At 44.5% G+C, this 15,889-nt stretch carries 12 protein-coding genes and 1 pseudogene; 9 read left to right on the top strand and 4 right to left on the bottom strand.

What is annotated here, in order from left to right; all coding sequences use genetic code 11:
- The first annotated feature begins 117 nt into the window (after positions 1–117).
- Positions 118–1,017 (top strand): LysR family transcriptional regulator, encoded by a 900-nt coding sequence (locus tag ACQEXT_RS00965; RefSeq protein ID WP_138972596.1) that lies wholly within the window; start codon positions 118–120, stop codon positions 1,015–1,017.
- Between the two features lie 110 nt (positions 1,018–1,127).
- Positions 1,128–1,430 carry a hypothetical protein gene (locus ACQEXT_RS00970; protein ID WP_138972595.1) on the top strand — a complete coding sequence of 101 codons (303 nt, stop codon included), beginning with the start codon at positions 1,128–1,130 and terminating at the stop codon, positions 1,428–1,430.
- Positions 1,431–1,741: 311 nt separating this feature from the next.
- On the opposite strand, the gene ACQEXT_RS00975 is transcribed toward ACQEXT_RS00970, so the two are convergent.
- Complete coding sequence (locus ACQEXT_RS00975) at positions 1,742–3,364, bottom strand: ABC transporter ATP-binding protein (protein ID WP_426950214.1); 1,623 nt, start codon at positions 3,362–3,364, stop codon at positions 1,742–1,744.
- 13 nt (positions 3,365–3,377) lie between these two features.
- Positions 3,378–3,867: pseudogene (locus ACQEXT_RS00980) on the bottom strand (hypothetical protein).
- A gap of 206 nt (positions 3,868–4,073) precedes the next feature.
- Between ACQEXT_RS00980 and ACQEXT_RS00985 the strand changes: the two are divergent.
- Positions 4,074–6,434, top strand: coding sequence for a Lon protease family protein (locus ACQEXT_RS00985; protein ID WP_426950216.1), 2,361 nt, complete (start codon positions 4,074–4,076; stop codon positions 6,432–6,434).
- A gap of 48 nt (positions 6,435–6,482) precedes the next feature.
- Here ACQEXT_RS00985 and ACQEXT_RS00990 read toward each other — a convergent pair whose 3' ends face one another.
- Positions 6,483–7,481 carry a 2-hydroxyacid dehydrogenase gene (locus ACQEXT_RS00990; protein WP_426950218.1) on the bottom strand — a complete coding sequence of 333 codons (999 nt, stop codon included), beginning with the start codon at positions 7,479–7,481 and terminating at the stop codon, positions 6,483–6,485.
- A gap of 168 nt (positions 7,482–7,649) precedes the next feature.
- Here ACQEXT_RS00990 and ACQEXT_RS00995 point away from each other — a divergent pair, with 168 nt between their 5' ends.
- The 6 genes from ACQEXT_RS00995 (at position 7,650) to ACQEXT_RS01020 (ending at position 14,459) form a co-directional block, all read left to right on the top strand.
- The gene (locus tag ACQEXT_RS00995; protein ID WP_426950220.1) at positions 7,650–8,117 is read left to right on the top strand and encodes a GNAT family N-acetyltransferase; all 468 of its coding nucleotides are present in this window, start codon (positions 7,650–7,652) and stop codon (positions 8,115–8,117) included.
- A gap of 61 nt (positions 8,118–8,178) precedes the next feature.
- Positions 8,179–8,697 carry an NUDIX hydrolase gene (locus ACQEXT_RS01000; RefSeq protein WP_426950222.1) on the top strand — a complete coding sequence of 173 codons (519 nt, stop codon included), beginning with the start codon at positions 8,179–8,181 and terminating at the stop codon, positions 8,695–8,697.
- 218 nt (positions 8,698–8,915) lie between these two features.
- Positions 8,916–10,730: an extracellular solute-binding protein gene (locus tag ACQEXT_RS01005; RefSeq protein ID WP_426950297.1), complete on the top strand. Its 1,815-nt coding sequence runs from the start codon at positions 8,916–8,918 to the stop codon at positions 10,728–10,730.
- An 11-nt stretch (positions 10,731–10,741) separates the two neighbouring features.
- The gene (locus ACQEXT_RS01010; RefSeq protein WP_426950224.1) at positions 10,742–11,830 is read left to right on the top strand and encodes a microcin C ABC transporter permease YejB; all 1,089 of its coding nucleotides are present in this window, start codon (positions 10,742–10,744) and stop codon (positions 11,828–11,830) included.
- Positions 11,830–12,864 (top strand): ABC transporter permease, encoded by a 1,035-nt coding sequence (locus tag ACQEXT_RS01015; protein ID WP_426950225.1) that lies wholly within the window; start codon positions 11,830–11,832, stop codon positions 12,862–12,864. Before ACQEXT_RS01010 ends, ACQEXT_RS01015 begins: the two co-directional genes overlap by 1 nt.
- A gap of 2 nt (positions 12,865–12,866) precedes the next feature.
- Positions 12,867–14,459, top strand: coding sequence for an ABC transporter ATP-binding protein (locus ACQEXT_RS01020; protein WP_426950226.1), 1,593 nt, complete (start codon positions 12,867–12,869; stop codon positions 14,457–14,459).
- A 72-nt stretch (positions 14,460–14,531) separates the two neighbouring features.
- Here ACQEXT_RS01020 and ACQEXT_RS01025 read toward each other — a convergent pair whose 3' ends face one another.
- On the bottom strand, positions 14,532–15,836 hold the full coding sequence (locus tag ACQEXT_RS01025) for an insulinase family protein (RefSeq protein ID WP_426950228.1): 1,305 nt from the start codon (positions 15,834–15,836) through the stop codon (positions 14,532–14,534).
- Positions 15,837–15,889: the final 53 nt, after the last annotated feature.

The raw sequence follows: 15,889 nt of genomic DNA on the forward strand, positions 1-15,889 counted from the left end.
AGCCTCTTAGATTTTATATTTGTGATGATTTTGTTAATTGCTGGTGAATTTACCCCTTTATTTTTTGTTTATATAGGGAAATAATGAAAATAATTAATTCCAAAAGTGACATAATCAATGCGTGCAGATGACTTAATCCTGTTTTCTCAGGTCGTAGAATTGGGTAGCTTCAGTAAGGTTGCTGATATAAATAACCTTACAAACTCAGTAGTTAGCAAAAGAATCGCCAGATTAGAGGAAGAACTAGGTGTTCAGCTATTGTACCGAACAACGCGCAAATTAACGCTCACAGAAGCGGGTAAGGCGTTAACCAATGGTGCCAAAAATGTGAAACAGGCCGCGCAAGAGGCTATGGATGCAGTTTCAGGCTTTGGCGAAAATATCAGCGGACATATCAAAATGTCTGTCCCCTCTATCTCTGGCGACCTGATTTTGGCCGACGCGGTCGCAGAGTTTTGCAACTTGCATCCGGGGTTAACGGTAGATATGTCACTTGATAATCGCTTCGTTGATCTTGTTGAAGGGGGGTATGACTTAGTTATTCGAACGGGCTATTTAGAAGATTCGTCATTAATCGCACGCCACATCTTAGATTCACAATGGGTAGTTTGTGCGTCACCGTCTTACATTGCTCGTAATGGCAAGCCTATCAAACCGCAAGATCTCACTCGGCATAATTGTTTTCAATACGCCTATCAAACGACCGGAGCGAGCGAGTGGGAGTTTAAGGCTCAGGATGACAATTATATTGTGAGAGTCAGTGGTAGTTTCTCAACGGATAACGCGACTGCACTTCGAAAAGCAGCGTTAGGTGGGCATGGTATCGCTTACGTACCTAGGTGCTTAGTGTATCACGATATACGTAACGGACAGTTAGTTGATCTGTTCCCCGAACAAGTCGGAAAGAGATTGGGTATTTATGCTGTTTACCCGTTTACCCGACAGCCCCCTAATAAAGTAAAGTTGTTAATAGAACATATTCGAACTCGATATTTGGCTATCTCACACTATTTCTAAATACATGCGCCTGCTTTTGTACGAAAAGTAGGATTTTTTTCTGATAGATTGCATCATTATTCATACACCCATTAATATGAGGGCTACATGATTATTTTCTGGGGGCGTTTATGGATGATGTATTTAAGGCTCAACTGTCAGATAAAACTGATAGCGAAATTAAAAAATACCGAGGAGAAGTTGTTTCTGAATATATTTCCTCAGAAAGAGTCGACTGGAAAAACAAGAAGTTTGTACTTGAACAGCAGAAAATTATCGATGAAATGCTTAACAGCGCCCCTACTAGTGATTTAGCTTTATCGATGATTTTATCAGAACTTACTACCAAACTCTCACTGTTACACACGTCTCTATCTGAGCTGAAGAAGCTGCAAGAGCAAGCGATTGAGTTGAGGGGGCAAGATGAAGACTGATGATATTGATGACAAAGTGTTATTGCTATATGAAGTTGTCGAACGAGCATTGAAAAATAATATTGAGTCCAAACGGCAGCCCGTCAAACACGAAATTAGACGGAAAATAGAACGCTTTCATGAAGAACTAGCACAGAGAAACGATATTGACTTTAATTGATTGGTGTTCGTTATATTTAGAAGTGTTCATCGAGGTATGAAAAAAATAAGACTCATAAACGTTGGGCTACTCGATTTCTTATACGTCAATAAAAACGCCGACGCATCCTTGCGTCGGCTTTTCGTCGGCGGCCAAACCGAATTATTTTAGTTTAGGCAGCATGAGTTGAATCTTCCAGTTCAAAAGAGGCGGCAATTAACTTCTTGGTGTATTCGCTTTGAGGGTAATGGAAAATTTCCTCTACACTGCCATGTTCCATCACTGTGCCTTTTTGTATTACCAACACGCGGTCGGCTAACGCTTTTACAACACTCAAGTCATGGCTAATGAAGATAAAGCCTATGTTGTGCTTTTGCTGTAAGTCTTTGAGCAAATCAATCACTGTTAACTGAACGGAACGGTCTAACGCTGATGTTGGCTCATCGAGCAGAATGAATGAAGGCTCAAGAATTAGCGCACGAGCGATGGCGATACGTTGCCTTTGACCACCGGAAAACTCATGTGGATATCGGTTGATAGAGTGTGGATCAAGGCGAACTTCTTCAAGTGCTTTTCGAGCGCGTGCCATTCGCTGACGTTTAGTTAATTGTGGCTGATGGACAGTGAGCGCCTCGGTAATAATATCTCCAACTGTCATGCGGGGCGAAAGTGAACCATAAGGATCCTGAAAGACCATTTGAACCTCCTTTTTCAGTTCAAATCGTTCTTGACGTGAAAGCTGATTCACATCTCGACCCTTAAATTCAATATGGCCCGTTGAAGGGAGTAGGCCAATCAATGCTCGACCAAGTGTCGATTTACCAGAGCCGGATTCACCGACGATGCCCAGCGTTTCTCCTTGTTTGAGCTCGAGGGAAACCCCTTTAACGGCTTCAAAATATTCAGCCCGACTAGCAATAAAATGATTTTTGATCAGAAATTTGACTCGGATGTCATCGGCTTTGAGTAGCATTGGTGCATCCTGCTCGATCGGTTCCTTATGGCCTTTAGGAATGGAATCAATCAGCATTTGAGTGTAGGCGTGCTGAGGATTGGTAAACAACTCGCCACACACCCCTTGTTCTACCACGTCACCCTTGCACATCACGATCACGCGGTCAGCCAAATGCTTAACAACGCCGAGATCATGGGTAATGAACAAGATAGACATCCCCATTTTTTGCTGAATTTCCTTAATCAAATTGAGAACTTCAGCTTGAACCGTCACATCGAGCGCAGTTGTTGGTTCGTCGGCGATAAGTATGTCGGGCTCGTTAATCAACGCCATCGCAATCATGATGCGTTGGAGTTGGCCGCCGGAAAACTCATGTGGATACTTTTTATACGCTTGCTCAGGGTTAGGTAAGTGAACTAAATCAAACAGTTCGAGGACTTTCTCTTTAGCCTGAGAGCGACTGACGCTTCGATGACAGAGTATGGCTTCAGCAACTTGAATACCAACACGCATAAATGGGTTAAGTGACGTCATTGGTTCCTGAAAAATCATGCCAATTCGATCTCCCCGAATGTCCTGCATATCTTGCTCAGACTTATCGAGCAACTGCTGATTCTCGAACACAATGCTGGACTGGGAGTGAACTAAAGCATTCTTTGGCAGCAACTGCGTTACAGCGTTGGTTGAAACGGATTTCCCACTACCGGATTCACCCACAATCGCAAGAGTTTCGCCTTGAAATAAGTCAAAGCTGATGTTTTTTACCGCATCAACCATCCCATCGTTGGTGGTGAAGCTAACTGACAGGTTACGAACCTCAAGAATCGGCATCATGGACATTATAATTTCCTTATTAATTAATGCAGTAAGCGCTTTCCATCGCGGTGTTGTGCTGTTTCAGTGTCGAGAAATAGTGGTGTGCTCTTTGTACATGCTCAAACTCCAGCATCCATTGGGCGCTGCGCACTGCAAAATGCGCCTATGTGACGCAATAGATCTTCACACTGAATCTGGATGATGTGTTGAGTGGCGTAAACCAGTTCAAAAGACTCGATAGAGACAAACTGAAGGTGAGCATAAGTCTGGTTGAGGAGATCAAACGCTTGCTGATGCTGCCCCATCTTGTTGAGAATCTCTGACTGCGAGACTGCGGCATCTCTTAATCCAGTGATTAAGCAACTAAACTGACAGGGTTTAGTGTCTTCACTCCCCAACGCGTTTTGCAGGTGTGATGGTAAATGAGTGAGGACGATTTCATAAAGGTAGTGGGCTTCTGGCCAGTGTCCTTGCTCTAGCAATTGTTGTGCTTTTAGATAATGCGTCCAGCATTGCTGCAAATCCATGTCTAAATACTCCGCAGTCAGTAATAAGTTTAGCATTTAAATACAACTCATTAACGAATGCAAATAATTATCATTTAATTGTCTGTTTTGCATCTCGAATGGCGAAAAAATAAGCACTTAGACATGAATTAGTTGTAAGTCACTAAATTATAAATGAATCTAGCCTAAACTAGATTTTATAAAATCATAACAATAAGGATAGAGTGATGACGATTCAAAGACTTGAAGCCAATCAGCTATATCTACACGCTGAGTTAGAAAAATTGCAAAGCAAGTCGACAAAAGAGTTGGCGCCTATCGATGAGATTGTAGGTCAGGAGAGAGCTCAAAAAGCCGTCGAATTCGCGATGTCGATAAAAGAAAAGGGCTATAACATCTATGCTATTGGCCAAAATGGTTTAGGTAAGAGAACGATGATTTTGCGTTATCTTAACCGCCATCAGCATGATGAAAGCGCTTTGTTCGATTGGTGTTATGTCGCCAATTTTGAGGACATTCGTACACCACGTGTCCTTAAACTGCCATGCGGAGTAGGTAGCAAACTCAAGCATGATATCGAAAAACTGATGTCTAAGCTGGTCAATGCTATGCCATTAGCGTTTGACAATGAACTCTATTACAGCCGGGCTGATAAGTTGAAGAATCAGCTTGCAGCAAAGCAGGAAGCAGAACTAGAAGTTATCACCAAAGATGCCAAAGCCAAGGGCATTAGCTTGACCATCACGACTCAGGGTGATTATCAGTTTGTGGCGATGAACGGTGAAGAGCTTCACAACGAAGAGAGTTTTGATGCGCTGAGCAAGAAAGAGCAAGAGTATTTTGGTGAGACCATCGACGAGCTTGAGGTCAAATTAAGAACTATGGCTCGTCAGCTCACTGAATGGGAAGAAGCGTACACGGAAAAGATTAAGAAGCTCAACGATGAAGTGACTCTCGATGTGATTACCCACTTTATCAAACAGTTGAAGAAGGACTATTCTGGTTATCCGGCGATCAAGAGTTACTTAACCGAACTTCAGCAAGATATTGTTGAAAACGCGGATATTTTCCTAGAACAGAGCGCTGAGCAAGGGGAAGTTGCGAGTGCCTCTTTGGATAAGAAATTACCACGTCGATACAAGGTTAATGTTCTAGTAAGCCGTAAGAGTAGCGAATTTCCTATTGTGGTAGAAGAGAACCCTAACTATCACACCCTGTTTGGTTACATTGAAACGGCAACCTTCAAAGGAACGGTTTTCACTGATTTCTCACTTATTCGTCCGGGTAGCCTGCATAAGGCAAACGGTGGTGTGTTGCTAATGGATGCACAAAAAGTGCTAGAGCAACCCTATGTTTGGGATGGATTAAAACGCGCATTGCGGGCTCGTCAGCTAAGTTTTACATCATTAGAGAAAGAGGTGACACTGACAGGTACCGTCTCTTTGGATCCGGAACCAATACCGCTTGATGTTAAAATCATTCTGTTTGGCGACTACCGTACTTATCAGTTGCTACAACATTATGATCCGGAGTTCAGTGAGCTATTTCGTGTAACGGCAGACTTTGAAGATGAGATGAAACGCGATGCGGATTCTGAACTTCAGTATGCACGTTTTATCTCTAGTGTGGTCAATGATAATGGCATGCTTCACTGCGACCGTAAGGCGATTGCTCGCATCATTGAACATAGCTCTAGACTGGCGGGCGATCAGACTAAAATTTCGCTGCATTCGGCCAATATTGCTAATTTGCTGCGTGAATCGAACTATGTCGCGAAACAGGCTAATTCGAACATGATTCGTTCAAGCCACGTCGAAGAGGCACTGGCGAATCAGGAGTTGCGCATTAGTCGTTTGAAAGACAGTGTAATGGAAAGCTTTATCAACGGTACAACCTTGATTCACACTGAAGGTGTGGCAGTGGGGCAGGTGAATGCTTTGTCGGTGCTGAGCACCAGTGAGTATATGTTTGGTGCGCCAAACAGAATCACCGCCACGACCTGCTACGGTGACGGCGAAGTGATAGATATTGAACGCAGCGTTGATCTCGGCGGAAGTATACACTCAAAAGGCGTTATGATCCTGACCGCTTATTTGTCCTCTGTCTTTGGCAAAACGGCGAAAGTACCATTGAGTACCACCATTACTTTTGAGCAATCATATGGTGGCGTTGATGGCGATAGCGCGAGTATGGCTGAGTTTTGTGCGGTGGTATCGGCTTTCTCCAAACAACCTAACCGGCAGGATATCGCCATTACTGGCTCAATGAACCAGTTTGGTGAGTCTCAGCCTATTGGTGGTGTAAACGAAAAGATCGAAGGTTTCTTTGATGTATGTACCATCAAAGGACGTAGCAATCAGCAGGGTGTGATTATCCCTCGCTCTAACATGCATAACTTGATGCTGCGACCTGATATCGTCAAGGCGGTAGAACGAGGTGAATTCCACATCTGGGCGATAGACCATGTCACCGAGGCAATAGAACTGTTTACCGGCAAGCCAGCTGGTGAACCGAGTGATGAGGGCGGTTACCCAATAGATACCGTTTTTGGTATCGCACAGGCAAAAATCAATGCATTGCGTAAGTAAATAACGACAAGAAAGAGCCCACAAATGGGCTCTTTCGTTGAGATGGGTTTAAAGTTCAATCACTTCATTACCTGAGGCAACGCCTTTCGCGAATGCGTCAATATTTCCCAGTGTTGTTTCGGCAATATTGCCAAGGGCTTCATGAGTCAAGAATGCCTGGTGACCAGTGAAAAGTACGTTATGGCATGCAGATAAACGGCGGAAGACATCGTCAACAATGACGTCATTCGATTTGTCCTGGAAGAAGAGTTCCTTCTCATGCTCGTAAACGTCGAGACCTAATGCCCCAATTCGTCCACGTTTTAACGCTTCAACCGCTGCCGCTGAATCGAGTAACCCCCCTCGGCTGGTGTTGACGATCATCACGCCGTCTTTCATCTGTTCGAATGCCGTTTCATCCAACAGATGGTAGTTGTCTTGCGACATTGGGCAGTGGAGGGTAATCACATCACTGTTTGCAAACAGTTCCTCCTTAGAGCAATAGGTCGCACCGAGTTCCAAAGCAAGTGGGTTTTCATAAGGGTCATGGCAGAGAATCTTCATACCAAGTCCTTTTAAGATCCGCATTGTTGCTATGCCAATTTTACCAGTGCCAATAACCCCCACTGTTTTGCCATAGAAGTTAAAACCCACTAGGCCTTCAAGATTAAAGTTCGCGTCGCGGGTTCGCTGGTAAGCTTTGTGGAAACGACGGTTGAGACTCATCATCAGACCAACGGTGTGTTCGGCTACGGACTCAGGGGAGTAGGCAGGTACACGCACCACTTGGATGCCCAACTCTTTGGCTCGATTCAAGTCGACGCGATCGAAGCCAGCACAGCGCATCGCCACCACTTCGACCCCTTGTTGAGCGAGCACTTCTAATACTTGTGACGATAAGTCGTCATTAACAAAGGCACAGACTACTTGGCTTCCATGAGCCATTTTGGCTGTTTTTACCGTGAGAGGAAACTCATGGAAATGGAGGTTAAATCCATACTCCTCATTAACTTTGGAAAATGAAATTTCATCATAGGACTTAGAACTAAAAACGGCGACATCTATCATTTGGAAAACCTCTCAAAAGAGAAAAGGAGAGTAACAGCGCTTATTGAATACCTAATTCACATGAAAATAAACCACGAATTTTCTAGGGGATTTGTTTGCTTGCTAAATGATTTAAATAGTTGATATATATAGTTCGAATGGATAGATATAGTGGAAGCGAGAGAGTAAATGATCCAACTAGCCCCGATGAAAAGCAGTGATTTGGAACAAGTGATGAACCTGAGGATAGAGAAAGAGCAGCTTCCTTATGTCGGCACTATTGAAGAAATATTACTTAATGCAGATGACAAGGTTCATCCCCATTTAGTTTGGCGACAAGAGAAGGTCGTTGGTATTTTTCTCATTGATACCACTTATGGGCAAAATTACGATTTTTCACCCTCTGATGCCGTTGGATTTCGCGCATTTTTAATCGATAGTGGTTCTCAGGGCAAGGGAATTGGCGGTAAGTCGATGTCGAAGTTGGCTGGATATCTCAGTGAACAATATCCTAATTTTGGCGCTGTTTATCTAACCGTTAATTGCAAAAATACGCCAGCGTACCAGTGCTATGTTAACAATGGTTTCAAGGATAGCCATCAATTATATCTGGGCGGCGCTGCGGGACCACAGCATATAATGTTCATGCCTCTATAGGGGTTATGTCGGTAGACTACTGGTGTTAGAATCAGGGCAAACTTTCAGTTGTAGTATATTTATGAGACACCTCAAGACCACGATTCATCCTGACATAGACCACTTGGATGGCAAGATTATCTATAAGCGTAACGCTGCCCGAGCTATCGTGATTGATGGCGAAGACATACTCCTACTATACACCGAGCGTTATCATGACTATACCATCCCTGGAGGTGGTCTTGACGAAGGCGAAGATGTCATTGCTGGTATGGTTCGAGAACTCAAAGAAGAGACTGGCGCACAGAACATTCATGCCATCAAACCGTTCGGCATCTATGAAGAGTTTCGTCCTTGGCATAAAGAGGATGCGGACATCGTTCATATGATTTCACATTGCTACAGTTGCAAAATTGACCGCCAGTTAGGCGAAACCAATTACGAAGATTATGAAATCAACAATGGCATGAAAGCTGTCTGGAAAAATATTCACGACGCTATCGCTCACAATGAGAAGACAATGGCCGAAAGCCCTAAAAAGGGCTTGAGTATTGAACGAGAAACCTTCTTACTTCACTTAATCGTCAAAGAAATGCTTTAAGCTCATCTGCCAAGGCCTGCACATGCAGGCTTTTTTAGGCGCTGAAAAGTTGTCTCTCTTTGTTAGCTATTAGTGAGTTAACATAATGCGCATTCAATTTAGCGCACAGAATTCTCATATTCTTTCTATACTTATCCAAGTAATTGAATTATTAATACTAATTAATATTATAGTAAACACAGCGATTCGGATAACGACTAAGGGATTAGTATATGAAGATGTTGATGCGCTTCGTACTAGGTGGACTGGCTGCCACAACTGCGAGCTTTGGATCTTATGCCAAAATAATCGAAACCACGACGCTGGTGGGATTTGGAGAAGCGAAATACGCGGAAGACTTTAAGCACTTTGACTATGTTAATCCGGATGCGCCCAAATATGGCAAAGTGACCTATGGTCAAGTCGGAACTTACGATAACTTCAATCGCTTTGCGTCGAGAGGCGTACCCGCAGCCGCCAGTGGCGAGCTGTACGACACTTTAATGTTTTCTCCTAGTGATGAGATTGACTCATACTACCCATTGATCGCACAAAAAGTTCGTTACTCCGATGACTACAGCTGGCTTGAGTTAGATATTAACCCAGCAGCTCGTTTTCATGATGGCAAGCCAATTACCGCTCATGACGTCGCGTTTACGTTCGATAAGTTCATGTCCGAAGGCGTCCCTCAGTACCGTATTTACTACCAAGACATTAAATCCGTTACGGCAAAAGATGATTTAACAGTCAGGATCGAAATGGCGACGCCAAATCGTGAAAAGATGTTCAGTTTTGCTCAGGGCACTCGTGTATTGCCTAAACACTTCTGGAGTGACAAGAACTTATCAGAGCCGCTATCTACCCCCCCAGTGGGCAGTGCAGCATACAAAATTACCGATTACAAATCAGGCCAGAGTGTCACTTACAGTTTAGTTGATGACTATTGGGCCGCTGATCTTCCCGTCAGCGTTGGGCGCAAAAACTTTAAACAGGTCCAATATGATTACTACCGAGACGACACGGTTATGCTTGAGGCATTTAAAGCGGGGGAGTTTGATTTTCGATTAGAGTCCTCGGCTAAGTTTTGGGCTAATTCCTACACGGGTGTCAACTTTGATAAAGGGTACATTACCAAGCAAGAAATCCTTCATCAAAAACCAGAGAGCACTCAAGCATTTGTATTTAACACTCAACGTGACGTATTTCGTGACCCTAGAGTTCGCGAGGCGCTCAACTACGCGATGGACTTTGAGTGGATGAACAAGAACATGTTCTACAGCCAATACAGTCGCACACGCAGTTATTTCCAAAATACGGATTATGAAGCGAAAGGTGTACCTTCCGAAGCCGAGCAGAAGATACTTGCTCCGTTTAAAGATAAGTTGCCTGAACGTGTCTTCACTGAAGAATATCAGCCACCAGTGACCGATGGTTCTGGTCGTATTAGGACTCAGATGCGGATGGCCTTTACGCTACTCAAAGAAGCGGGCTGGGAACTAAAAAACAAGGTTATGACGAACTCAGAAACGGGGCAGCCTATGGCCTTTGAGTTGCTGATCTACAGTCCAACCACGGAACGAATTGCGATACCAGTCCAAAAAAACTTACAGAGTATGGGTATCGATATGAAAATACGTACCGTCGATACCACCCAATACATTAAGCGACTTCGTGACCGTGACTTTGATATGGTGTCCTCATCTTACAGTGCTAACCCATATCCAAGCCCTGATCTGATGATTATATGGAACTCGAACTACATCGATTCGACGTATAACACCGCTGGTGTCACCGACCCTGTGGTGGATTTCCTTACAATGGAAATCGCTAAAAATCAGCAGAATTCAGAGGGGTTACTCTCTCTAGGTCGAGCCTTGGATCGTGTGCTGCAATGGAACTTTTACATCATCCCCCAGTGGTATGTGAGCAAGTATCGAGTGGCGATGTGGGACAAGTTTGAACGTCCAGAGATCTTACCTAAGTATGATTTAGGTGTTGATACTTGGTGGGTATCAGAGTCTAAAGCGGCTTTGCTACCTGAAAAACGTCGATAGATGAGGGAATAATGGCAGCGTATATATTCAGACGTTTGTTGCTGGTGATCCCCACGCTTTGGGCGATCATTACTATTAATTTTTTTATCATACAAATTGCTCCCGGCGGTCCTGTCGAACAGGCAATAGCTCAACTAGAAGGGCACTCTTCAGGCATTATGGAACGCTTCTCAGGCGGCGGAAATGAAGTGGAACTCAGTGTCGGCGATGAAGCGGGGGCTACCGGATACAAAGGCTCTAGAGGCTTAGACCCTGAAGTCGTCGAAGCCCTCAAAAAACAGTTCGGCTTTGATAAACCGATCCATGAGCGTTACTTTGATATGCTCAAAAACTACGCTACGTTCAATTTTGGTGAAAGTTTGTTTAAGGGCGGTAATGTCATTGACCTAATTGTCGAAAGGTTACCCGTTTCGATATCGTTAGGCTTATGGAGTACGTTGATTATCTATTTAATCTCCATTCCTCTTGGTGTTCTTAAAGCGATTCATCATGGTAGCCGTTTTGATATTTGGTCGAGTGCTGTTGTTATTATCGGCTATGCGATACCGGGATTTTTGTTTGCGATCATTTTGATTATCCTATTTGCTAGCGGCAATTACTTTAGCTGGTTTCCACTGCGAGGACTCGTATCGAGTAACTTCGATCAACTGACATGGTATCAACAGATTGCCGATTACTTTTGGCATTTGGCCTTACCTATCTTCGCTATGGTGATAGGTGGTTTTGCCACCTTGAGCATGCTAACTAAAAACTCGTTTCTTGATGAAATCAACAAGCAATATGTGGTGACAGCACGTGCAAAGGGTCTCGATGAGCGTGACATCCTTTATAAACATGTCTTTCGCAACGCTATGTTGATCATCATCGCGGGTTTTCCTGCTGCTTTTATCAGTATTTTCTTTACTGGGTCGATGCTGATTGAAGTCATGTTTTCGTTGGAAGGGATTGGTTTACTTGGCTTTGAATCGACCATTCAACGGGACTATCCAGTTGTATTCAGCTCACTGTACATAATGACATTGCTTGGTCTTGTGCTGAGCATCATCTCTGATTTGACCTATACCTGGGTTGACCCACGAATTGATTTTGAGGCACGTTGATGTTTCGTCGTAGTAAGAACCCGCTAAATCAGGCGCGATGGCAAAGATTTAAGGCCAATAAACGTGGCTTCTGGTCGATGTGGATATTCACAGCGCTATTTGTGATCAGCTTATTGGCTGAAGTCATTGCCAATGACAAGCCCTTGCTGGTGGAGTACAACAACAAGTGGTATTTGCCGATCGTCAATCAATATGCTGAAACTGAATTTGGCGGAGAGTTTGAAACCGAAGCCGATTATACCGACCCCTATGTGATCGAATTGATTGAGGATAAGGGCTATATTGTCTGGCCGTTGATTCGATTTAGCTACGATACTATCAATTTCAATATTGATGGTAGTGTGCCTTCAGCACCTGATAGCGTTAACTGGCTTGGAACCGATGACAAAGGACGAGATGTCCTTGCCCGTGTGATATATGGCTTTCGCATTTCGGTGTTGTTTGGATTTGTATTAACGATCGTTTCAAGCATCATTGGTGTTGCGGTCGGGGCAACTCAGGGATATTACGGCGGTTGGCTCGACCTATTTGGTCAACGTTTTATCGAAGTTTGGTCAGGCATGCCGACCTTATTTCTACTGATTATTCTCTCAAGCTTTGTTGAACCGAATTTCTGGTGGTTGTTAGGCATCATGGTGGCTTTCAGTTGGATGAGTTTAGTTGGTGTCGTGAGGGCGGAGTTTCTGCGTTGCCGCAATTTTGATTATGTTCGCGCTGCGCAGGCGATGGGTGTCGATGATAAACGTATCATGCTCCGTCATATGTTACCCAATGCTATGGTCGCCTCGCTAACCATGATGCCGTTTATTCTTTCTGGTTCAGTCACGACACTTACCTCGCTCGACTTTTTGGGATTTGGGTTACCGGCAGGCTCTCCTTCGCTGGGGGAGCTGCTTGCACAGGGTAAGGCAAACCTGCAAGCGCCGTGGCTTGGCTTTTCTGCATTCTTTGTACTGTCTGTGATGCTAACCCTGCTTGTTTTCATTGGCGAAGCAGTACGTGATGCCTTTGACCCTCACCATCAAGGAAGGTAACCATGAATCAAACGGTACTCACCATTGAGAATCTGTCGGTGGGCTTTGGGCAAAAAAATAGCATTCAGCAAGTGACTCATGATGTCTCTTTATCTATCCGTAAAGGGGAAACATTGGCGCTGGTGGGTGAGAGTGGTTCCGGCAAGTCGGTGACCGCCAACTCAGTGTTAAAGCTGCTGCCTAAAGGCTCATCTCATTACCTTAATGGCTCAATTGACTTTAATGGTGTCGATATTCTCTCGTGTTCTGAACGTGAACTTAGAGGCATTCGTGGTGGGCGCATTGGCATGATCTTTCAAGAACCAATGGTATCGCTAAATCCGCTGCATAAAATTGGTAAGCAGTTAGTCGAAACCCTCTCAATCCATCGTGGGATGAGAACCCGTCACGCAGAACCGCTGGCGATTGAATGGCTAGAAAAAGTAGGAATACGCCATCCAGAGCAAAAGATTTTGTCCTATCCACACGAACTCTCTGGCGGTGAACGTCAGCGAGTGATGATTGCAATGGCGCTAATCAATGAACCTGAACTGCTCATTGCCGACGAGCCAACAACCGCGCTGGATGTTTCCGTCCAAGCTCAGATACTCGATTTGCTGAAAGAGCTCCAGCAAGAGTTAGGGATGGCGATGTTGTTTATCACTCATGACCTCAGCATTGTAAAGCGAATTGCAGACAGAGTGGCTGTGATGCAAGATGGCGCATTGGTTGAGGTCGGGGAGTGCCAACAGGTATTTAGTGCCCCAGAGCACCCATACACTCAGACTCTGATTAACTCTGACCCGAGAGGTTTGCCGGCAAACGTTGACGACAACGCAGAGCCTCTATTGAACGTCAAATCGTTGCGGGTTTGGTTTCCACTCACTGGTGGCATTTTTAAACGGGTGGTTTCACATATTAAAGCTGTCACCGATATGAATTTTACCCTTAAAAAGGGCTATTCTATTGGACTTGTTGGGGAGAGCGGCTCGGGTAAATCGACCACAGGAATGGCAATCCTAAAGCTGATAAAATCTGAAGGTTCAATCTCTTATCAAGGGTGCGAATTACAAGGTTTGGATCGTAAAGGTATGCTCCCTTACCGCAGTAAAATGCAAGTGGTTTTCCAAGACCCGTTTTCTGCGCTCAACCCAAGGATGTCGGTTGCTCAAGTTATTGGTGAAGGCTTACGAGTTCATCAGCAATATGACGAATCAGAAATTGATGCCTTGATATGCGAAGTGATGAGAGAGGTGGATCTTGATCCTGAAACTCGTCACCGTTATCCCAATGAATTTTCGGGGGGTCAACGTCAACGTATTGCGATTGCACGCGCGCTGATTTTGAAGCCAGAGTTTATTCTACTTGATGAACCGACCTCTTCACTGGATCGAACGGTACAAGCTCAGGTGCTTGATCTATTAAAATCTCTGCAAGAAAAATATCATCTGACCTACCTGTTTATTAGCCATGATCTCAATGTCGTGAAATCTTTGTGTCACTACACCATTGTGATGAAGCAAGGACTCGTGGTGGAGCAAGGAGAGACGCAGGCTCTATTTAGTCATCCACAACAGGAATACACCCGCCATCTAGTTGAGTTGTCGAGTTTATGAATTTCCCGAGATAAGCTGGTAGCAAAAAGCCGCCATAATTGGCGGCTTTGTTCATCAATTGGGCAATTGTGATTAAAGAATCACAGCATCATCTTGAGACCAGATTTTTGCCAGCTCTTTACTCACATCCAACTCGTTGAGATGAGCTACATGGAAGTTGAGCAGATCAAGATCGTATGACGGTGCCGTATAGACTGAGCCAGAGTTGACTGCTTCGATCAGACGATCAGCTTGTTGCGCGGTGTAATCGGCATTTTGTCGACGAGTTTTACGCTGTAGCTGTTCACGAACTTGGCTTACCACCATTTCATACTCGGTCTGAGTAAAACCACTGGCAATGGCACGTTTAATTTCTGCTTGTACGATTTGTTGTGCCTTGCTGCGTTCATTAACGTCTAAATCCGTTAATCGAATTTGAGAGAGCAGCTTATGGTTAAATACAAGCTGATTATCAACCACAACTTTGGCTAATGAGTGCTGCTGTTGCAATGCATTCTCAATACGTTGTTCAAGTAACTTATTGGCTAAGGTTGCAACCAGCATATCTTTTCTTAACGCTTTGCTGTCTGTTTGGTTATGAACCGACTTCAAGCTGCTGATTGATACTGAGGAATCATTGGCGACAGACTGAGCCGTGACTGGCGTGGCGGTAAAGGCAGCTAGAGAGTGAGTTGATGCGCTCTTGTTTGCTTTCCAGTCTGCGAAACTTTTGTCAATCAGATTCGCTGCTGAGCGAGGGCTAACCGCACCGGCAATGACCACAGTAATGTTCTGCGGTATATATTGTTGAGCTTGAAAATCATGCACTGAGGAGAGAGGGGTATCGGCCAAAGTTTCCGCATCGAGTGCTGACCAGTGCTGATCAACTGCCAACGGCTGTAACTGTTTCGCTGCGATAATTTGGTCAATATCTGTTAGCGACGATTGACCTTTTACCAGTAATTCTGAAACTTGTGATGTTTGGATCTGTGTTGTTAATCCAGAGCGAATCAGGTCAAGCGCACGACCAATGTCTGCATCGGTGCCATGAGCAAGATCTAGGCTGAATACCGTTTGCTGATAACCAGAGGTTGCAAGCCAGTCTGTACCTGAAATTGAGTTCAGTGCGGTAATTCTTGCTAGTGGGTAGTCGGCCGGCTCTTGTGCAACCCCAGATCCCACTCGCACGCGAATCGATACTTCATCGCTGGTCTTGGTGGTCGGTAGGATGATGTAACGTAGGCCGTTTTCCAGCTGCGCGACTGAAGTGCGAGCTGGTAGTTGAATATCTGTGTGCTCAAACCATAGCGCGCTATTGCTTTCAGCAGAAGCGATTGGCGAAAACATTAAAGATGCAGACAGAGCTGCACTGAACAAAGTACGAATCGAATTAGACACTTATTACTCCAGAAACAATGAATTTGATATCTCTGTGTCCTGAGAGCTCGATG

Origin of the sequence: Vibrio sp. TRT 29B02 (assembly GCF_050113655.1) — a bacterium.
Classification (GTDB): Bacteria; Pseudomonadota; Gammaproteobacteria; order Enterobacterales; family Vibrionaceae; genus Vibrio.